Raw genomic sequence first — 6,393 nt, 5'->3', positions numbered from 1 at the left:
TCTAACACGCCTGCCTGTCACGCAGGAGATCGTCGGTTCAAATCCGTCTAGGACCGCTAGTACCAATAGTATTTAACATAGTTTGTAATGGCTCGGTAGCTCAGTCGGTAGAGCAATGGATTGAAGCTCCATGTGTCGGCAGTTCGATTCTGTCCCGCGCCATATGCATTTTATGCGGGTGTAGTTTAGTGGTAAAACCACAGCCTTCCAAGCTGTTGTCGCGAGTTCGATTCTCGTCACCCGCTTAGCCTAATTTTTTATGGAGAAGTACTCAAGTGGCTGAAGAGGCGCCCCTGCTAAGGGTGTAGGTCGCGAAAGCGGCGCGAGGGTTCAAATCCCTCCTTCTCCGTTTTTGACCCGTTGGTCAAGTGGTTAAGACATTGCCCTTTCACGGCGATAACATGGGTTCAAATCCCGTACGGGTCACTTTCTAATTATCGCGGGATGGAGCAGTCTGGTAGCTCGTCGGGCTCATAACCCGAAGGTCGTAGGTTCAAATCCTTCTCCCGCAATTATATGGTCCTATGGTGTAGGGGTCTAACACGCCTGCCTGTCACGCAGGAGATCGTCGGTTCAAATCCGTCTAGGACCGTTCAAAAAAAGATTAAGACATTTTGTCTTAATCTTTTTTATTGTCCTTAAATTTTATGTGGTTAAAGTGGAGTTGATATTTTATCTTAGATACTGATGTGATAGAATAGTTAATGTTACAGCACATTCCCGATAGGATTCATTCATGTGAAGATGCCTTGTAACCAAATTTTTGAATGGGGGAATTAACGTGTCAGAGAGACATTTATTTACGTCCGAATCAGTATCAGAAGGACATCCAGATAAAATTGCTGATCAAATCAGTGATGCAATCTTAGATGCTTTACTAAAGGAGGATCCAGACTCTCGTGTTGCATGCGAGACTACCGTAACCACAGGTCTAGTCGTAGTTGTTGGTGAAATTTCAACTAAGGCATATATTGATATTCAAAAAGTCGTCAGAGAGACGATTAAGGGAATTGGCTATACAGATGGCAAATACGGTTTTGATGGTGATAATTGCGCTGTATTAACTGCAATTGACGGTCAATCACCAGATATTGCCCAAGGCGTTGATCAGTCACTAGAGACGCGCCAAGGTGAAGGTGATGCATTAGATCAAATTGGTGCTGGAGATCAGGGAATGATGTTTGGTTATGCGATTGACGAAACTCCTGAACTGATGCCGCTACCGATTGCTTTAAGTCATAGATTGATGCGAAAAATTGCGGAATTGCGCAAGAATCAAACTCTGAGCTATCTCGGACCTGACGCAAAAGCACAAGTTACGGTAGAGTATGATGAGCAAGATAAACCAGCTCGAATCGATACCGTAGTTGTTTCTACGCAGCACGATGAAGGCACAAGTCTTGAAACAATTCGGCAAGACGTTATTGCAAAAGTCATTAAAGCAGTGATACCCGCACAGCTTTTGGATGATAAAACAAAATATTTTGTAAATCCAACTGGAAGGTTTGTAATAGGCGGACCTCAAGGAGATGCTGGACTAACGGGACGCAAAATTATCGTTGATACATACGGTGGTTACGCTCATCATGGCGGTGGCGCATTTTCAGGTAAGGATGCTACTAAAGTTGATCGTTCTGCCAGCTATGCTGCACGTTATATTGCCAAAAATATTGTTGCCGCAAAGATCGCTTCAAAAATTGAAGTCGAGTTAGCTTATGCGATCGGGGTTGCGCAACCTGTTTCTGTTTCAGTCAACACATTTGGGACTTCAACAGTCAACGATGAGGCCTTAGTAAAGGCAATCCGTAAAGTTTTTGACTTGCGCCCTGCTGGAATTATCCGGATGCTTGATTTAAAACGTCCAATCTATAAGCAAACTGCAGCTTATGGGCATTTTGGAAGAACAGACTTAGATCTCCCATGGGAGAAAACTGATAAAATTGCAGCATTAAAGGCTGAATTAGGATAAGAAAAGTCTTTAGCGACTTGCTTTTTTTACCCTTTTTTGCTAGTATATCTTCAATAATAATGTAATGTTGATGAGGAAAAGTAAAGAAAATTACTACTCAAGAGAGTGCGTGGTTGGTGTTAACGCATGTAGCTATTTTTTTGAACTCACCTCGGAGTTTTTTTGTTGAACGTTAAGTAGACAGGAACGGAACCTTCCGTTAGCAAGATCGAGAGCCGGTATTTTTGTACCGGAAAATAGGTGGTACCGCGAGTATTTTCGTCCTATATGGAGCTTTTTAAAAAACAGGCTCGATATAGGACTTTTTTTATTTTGAGAGGAGACTGAAGGTAAAAGATGGGATACGATCATAGTAGTATTGAAAAAAAGTGGCAGCATTATTGGGAAACGCATAAGACTTTCAAAACAACAGAAGATCCAAAAAAGTCTAATTATTATGCGCTGGATATGTTTCCTTATCCATCAGGGCAAGGACTCCATGTTGGACACCCTGAAGGATATACGGCGACTGATATTATTGCACGTATGAAAAGAATGCAGGGCTTCAATGTGCTGCATCCAATGGGGTGGGATGCTTTTGGCTTGCCAGCTGAACAATATGCACTAAATACAGGGCATTCTCCGCGAGAATTCACCAAGCAAAACATTAATAATTTCAGACGCCAAATTAAATCTTTGGGGTTGTCATATGATTGGGATCGTGAAATCAATACTACAGATCCTTCTTATTATAAATGGACACAGTGGATTTTTGAAAAGCTTTATGAAAAAGGATTGGCGTACGAAGCCGAGGTTCCAGTGAATTGGAGCCCTGACCTTGGAACGGTCGTGGCTAACGAAGAGGTAATTGATGGGAAAACTGAACGGGGAGGGTTCCCAGTGATTCGAAAGCCTATGAGACAATGGGTTTTACGAATTACTGCATATGCTGATCGCTTGTTGAAGGATCTTGATGATATTGACTGGCCTGAAAACATTAAAGAGCAACAGCGTAACTGGATCGGACGCTCAGTTGGAGCCAGCATCAGATTTAAAGTGGCAGGCAATGAAAAGCGTGAGATTGAAGTCTTTTCTACTAGACCCGACACTATTTTTGGGGCAACTGCGTTTGTGTTAGCTCCTGAACTTGAGATTGTTAAAGAGTTGACGACCCCTGAGGAAAAAGAGGCCGTTGAGGCTTATGTTAAAAAAGTGTCACACAAATCAGATTTGGAACGGACTGACTTAGCCAAAGATAAAACAGGAGTCTTTACCGGAAGTTACGTTATCAATCCTGCAAATGGCGAAAAAGTTCCAGTTTGGATTGCTGATTATGTGCTGGCAACATATGGGACGGGGGCAGTCATGGTTGTCCCTGCGCATGATGAACGTGATTATGATTTTGCTAAGAAATTTGGGCTGAAAATTATTCCAGTTATTGAAGGCGGAGACATTCAAAAAGCTGCTTATACAGGTGATGGTGTGCATATCAATTCTGGTTTTTTGGATGGTTTGAATAAAGAAGATGCAATTGCACGAATCATTGACTGGCTCAAAGAGCGACAAGCCGGAGAAGAAAAGGTTAATTATCGCTTGCGTGATTGGTTGTTTTCGCGTCAGCGGTACTGGGGTGAACCAATTCCAGTAATTCATTGGGAAGATGGTGAAACCACACTTGTCCCTGAAGATCAGTTGCCGTTACGTTTGCCTAAAGCAACAGATATCAAACCATCCGGGACCGGTGAAAGTCCGTTAGCCAACTTAGATGATTGGGTTAATGTGGTTGATCAAAATGGTAGAAAGGGCAAACGTGAGACTAACACAATGCCACAGTGGGCAGGCAGTTCCTGGTATTTCTTGCGCTATGTAGATCCGCATAATCAGGGTAAGCTGGCTGCTTTGGATAAGTTAAAAGCTTGGATGCCGGTTGATTTGTATGTGGGCGGAGCAGAACATGCAGTGTTGCATCTTTTGTATGCACGTTTCTGGCATAAATTTCTTTATGATCTTGGTGTTGTTCCAACGAAAGAACCCTTCCAAAAATTGGTCAATCAAGGAATGATTTTGGGCGACAATCATGAAAAAATGTCGAAATCAAAAGGCAATGTTGTTAATCCAGATGACATTGTTAAGCAGTATGGTGCAGACACATTAAGACTGTATGAGATGTTTATGGGACCTTTGGATGCATCAATTGCTTGGAGCGAAGATGGACTAAATGGAGCAAACAAGTTTATTCATCGTGTATGGCGCTTAATCGTTGACGAAGATGACGAATTACGTGATCGGATTACCACCATCAATGACGGTCAGTTGACACGTGTCTACAATCAGACTGTCAAAAAGGTTAGTGAAGATTTCGCAGTTTTGCATTTTAATACTGCTATTTCACAATTGATGGTTTTTGTAAATGAAGCCTATAAAGTAGACTCATTGCCTTTAGAGTATATTGAAGGCTTTGTAAAAATGCTCTCACCACTAGTTCCACATCTTGCAGAGGAGCTTTGGACCAAGTTGGGGCATGTGGGCACAATTACTTATGAGGCGTGGCCAAGTTTTGATCCGGAAAAGCTTGTTGAAGATAATGTTGAAGTTGTGGTTCAAGTTAATGGTAAAGTGCGTCAGCATCTGGTTGTACAAAAGGGAACTGACCGCGAGCAATTGCAAGAAATTGCCTTGAATGATGAAAAAGTCAAAAAGGGAATTGCTGCTAAATCGATTGTGAAAGTTATTTCTGTTCCGGATAAATTAGTTAATATTGTGGTTAAGTAAAAATAACCAAGTGTAATAAGTGAAAAGAGTTTGGGACAAAAGTCGCGAACTCTTTTTTTGTCTTTACTTTCCAAACAGCTATTGCTGTTGGTGCAGCCACTTAAATCTCTTTTGTTCCACTCTCTTTTTGTTTTATCTGATATGAATTACCTCTGTTTCAAGCAGTACCCCTTTTTGGAAATTATTAGTGGGGGGTATAGTAATTCTTTTAAATTATCATTAAAATTTGATTGCAATACTTTTAAGACATCTATATACTTGAGAGGTATCGTAAAAAAATTGTTTTTAATCAAAGCAGGAGGACTTTTTTAAAATGAAAAATGAACTGGAACGCTCGCTCACACATCGCCATATTCAAATGATCGCGATTGGTGGTGCAATTGGGACAGGTCTTTTTTTAGGCTCAGGAACCGCAATTCAAAAAGCAGGACCTGCACTAATTCTTGCATATCTGATTGCCGGAATAATTTGTTTTTTCATGATGAGAGCGATCGGCGAGTTGGTACTCTCTGATACTCGATTGACTTCGTTTATTGATTTTGTCCGCGAGTATCTGGGAGATCGTTGGGAATTTGTGATTGGGTGGACCTATTGGTTATGCTGGATAAGCTTGGCAATGGCAGATTTAACTGCAAGCGGAATCTATCTACGTTATTGGTTCCCCTTTATTCCACAGTGGTTGGTGCCATTAGTCATTATTATCACACTGCTTGGATTTAATCTTTTCAGTGTGGGTGTCTATGGTGAGCTTGAATCATGGTTTGCCAGTATCAAAGTTTTAGCCATCATTGCTTTAATTGTCACTGGAATTTTCTTAATTCTTTTAAGAGTCAAGATTGGAACTAATACAGTGTCGCTTGATAATCTCTTTGCGCATGGCGGCTTTTTCCCTAAGGGCTGGAATGGTTTATTAGCAGCCTTTCCGATGGTAATGTTTGCCTTTACCGGGATTGAGATGGTCGGTCTGACGTCTGGTGAGACTGAGAATCCGCAACGTGATTTACCGCGTGCAATTAATAGTCTGCCGATTAGAATTGGACTGTTTTACATCGGATCAATGTTTGTGGTAATGTGCATCTATCCGTGGAATGAAATTGTGACCTCTTCAAGTCCCTTTGTCCAAGTTTTCTCGGGGATTGGGGTTAAGATGGCGGCTGGAGTTATTAATTTTGTAGTTTTAACCGCTGCTTTGTCAGCTTGCAACAGCGCAATTTTCAGTACCAGCAGAACATTATATGTATTGGCACGTAGCAATAAAGCACCAAAGGCTTATGCCACAACGAGCAAACGGGGTGTCCCAGCGCAGTCGCTTTATTTTTCGTCGGCTGTACTACTGGTAATTGTTTTACTCAATTATGTAATTCCAAAAAGTGTTTTTCAGATTATTTCAGGAGTTGCAACCATCAGTTTTATTTTTGTTTGGATCGTTTTAGTAGTATGCCATGCTAAATATAAAGCTACATTAACGGATCAGCAAACTAGTTTCCCAATGCCCTTATATCCGTTCTCAAGCATTATCACAGTTTTGTTCTTCCTTGGGGTACTCGTTTTGTTGGCTTTAGATCCAAGTACACTGCTTTCAGTTATCTTTTCGCTAGTCTGGTTTTTGTGCTTGGCACTTGGGTATAGTTTTATGCCACGCAAAAAATTGAGTGAAGAAGAGCTTTAGTTAG

General features: G+C 41.4%; 3 protein-coding genes, 6 tRNA genes, 1 riboswitch and 1 other annotated feature. All 9 genes read left to right on the top strand.

Going from position 1 to position 6,393, the window contains the following annotated elements:
- Nucleotides 1–89 precede the first annotated feature (89 nt).
- The 9 genes from FD50_RS09760 (at nt 90) to FD50_RS09720 (ending at nt 6,389) form a co-directional block, all read left to right on the top strand.
- A tRNA-Phe gene (locus FD50_RS09760) sits at nt 90–162 on the top strand.
- A 12-nt stretch (nt 163–174) separates the two neighbouring features.
- Nucleotides 175–245: transfer RNA gene (locus FD50_RS09755), tRNA-Gly, on the top strand.
- A 16-nt stretch (nt 246–261) separates the two neighbouring features.
- A tRNA-Ser gene (locus tag FD50_RS09750) sits at nt 262–349 on the top strand.
- 5 nt (nt 350–354) lie between these two features.
- Nucleotides 355–426: transfer RNA gene (locus tag FD50_RS09745), tRNA-Glu, on the top strand.
- Between the two features lie 12 nt (nt 427–438).
- Nucleotides 439–512: transfer RNA gene (locus FD50_RS09740), tRNA-Met, on the top strand.
- A gap of 6 nt (nt 513–518) precedes the next feature.
- Nucleotides 519–592, top strand: a tRNA-Asp gene (locus tag FD50_RS09735).
- Between the two features lie 110 nt (nt 593–702).
- A riboswitch (SMK box riboswitch) is annotated at nt 703–784 on the top strand.
- Entirely contained in the window at nt 782–1,969 is a 1,188-nt protein-coding gene (gene metK, locus FD50_RS09730; RefSeq protein ID WP_054758103.1) for a methionine adenosyltransferase, read from the top strand. (Overlaps the previous riboswitch by 3 nt.)
- 58 nt (nt 1,970–2,027) lie before the next feature.
- Nucleotides 2,028–2,238, top strand: a binding site (T-box leader).
- 67 nt (nt 2,239–2,305) lie between these two features.
- The gene (gene leuS / locus FD50_RS09725) at nt 2,306–4,720 is read left to right on the top strand and encodes a leucine--tRNA ligase (protein ID WP_056961357.1); all 2,415 of its coding nucleotides are present in this window, start codon (nt 2,306–2,308) and stop codon (nt 4,718–4,720) included.
- A gap of 313 nt (nt 4,721–5,033) precedes the next feature.
- The gene (locus tag FD50_RS09720; RefSeq protein ID WP_056961355.1) at nt 5,034–6,389 is read left to right on the top strand and encodes an amino acid permease; all 1,356 of its coding nucleotides are present in this window, start codon (nt 5,034–5,036) and stop codon (nt 6,387–6,389) included.
- Nucleotides 6,390–6,393: the final 4 nt, after the last annotated feature.

Source organism: Liquorilactobacillus satsumensis DSM 16230 = JCM 12392 (genome assembly GCF_001435195.1).
GTDB classification, from domain to species: Bacteria; Bacillota; Bacilli; order Lactobacillales; family Lactobacillaceae; genus Liquorilactobacillus; species Liquorilactobacillus satsumensis.
This window is presented reverse-complemented; position numbering and strand designations above follow the sequence as displayed.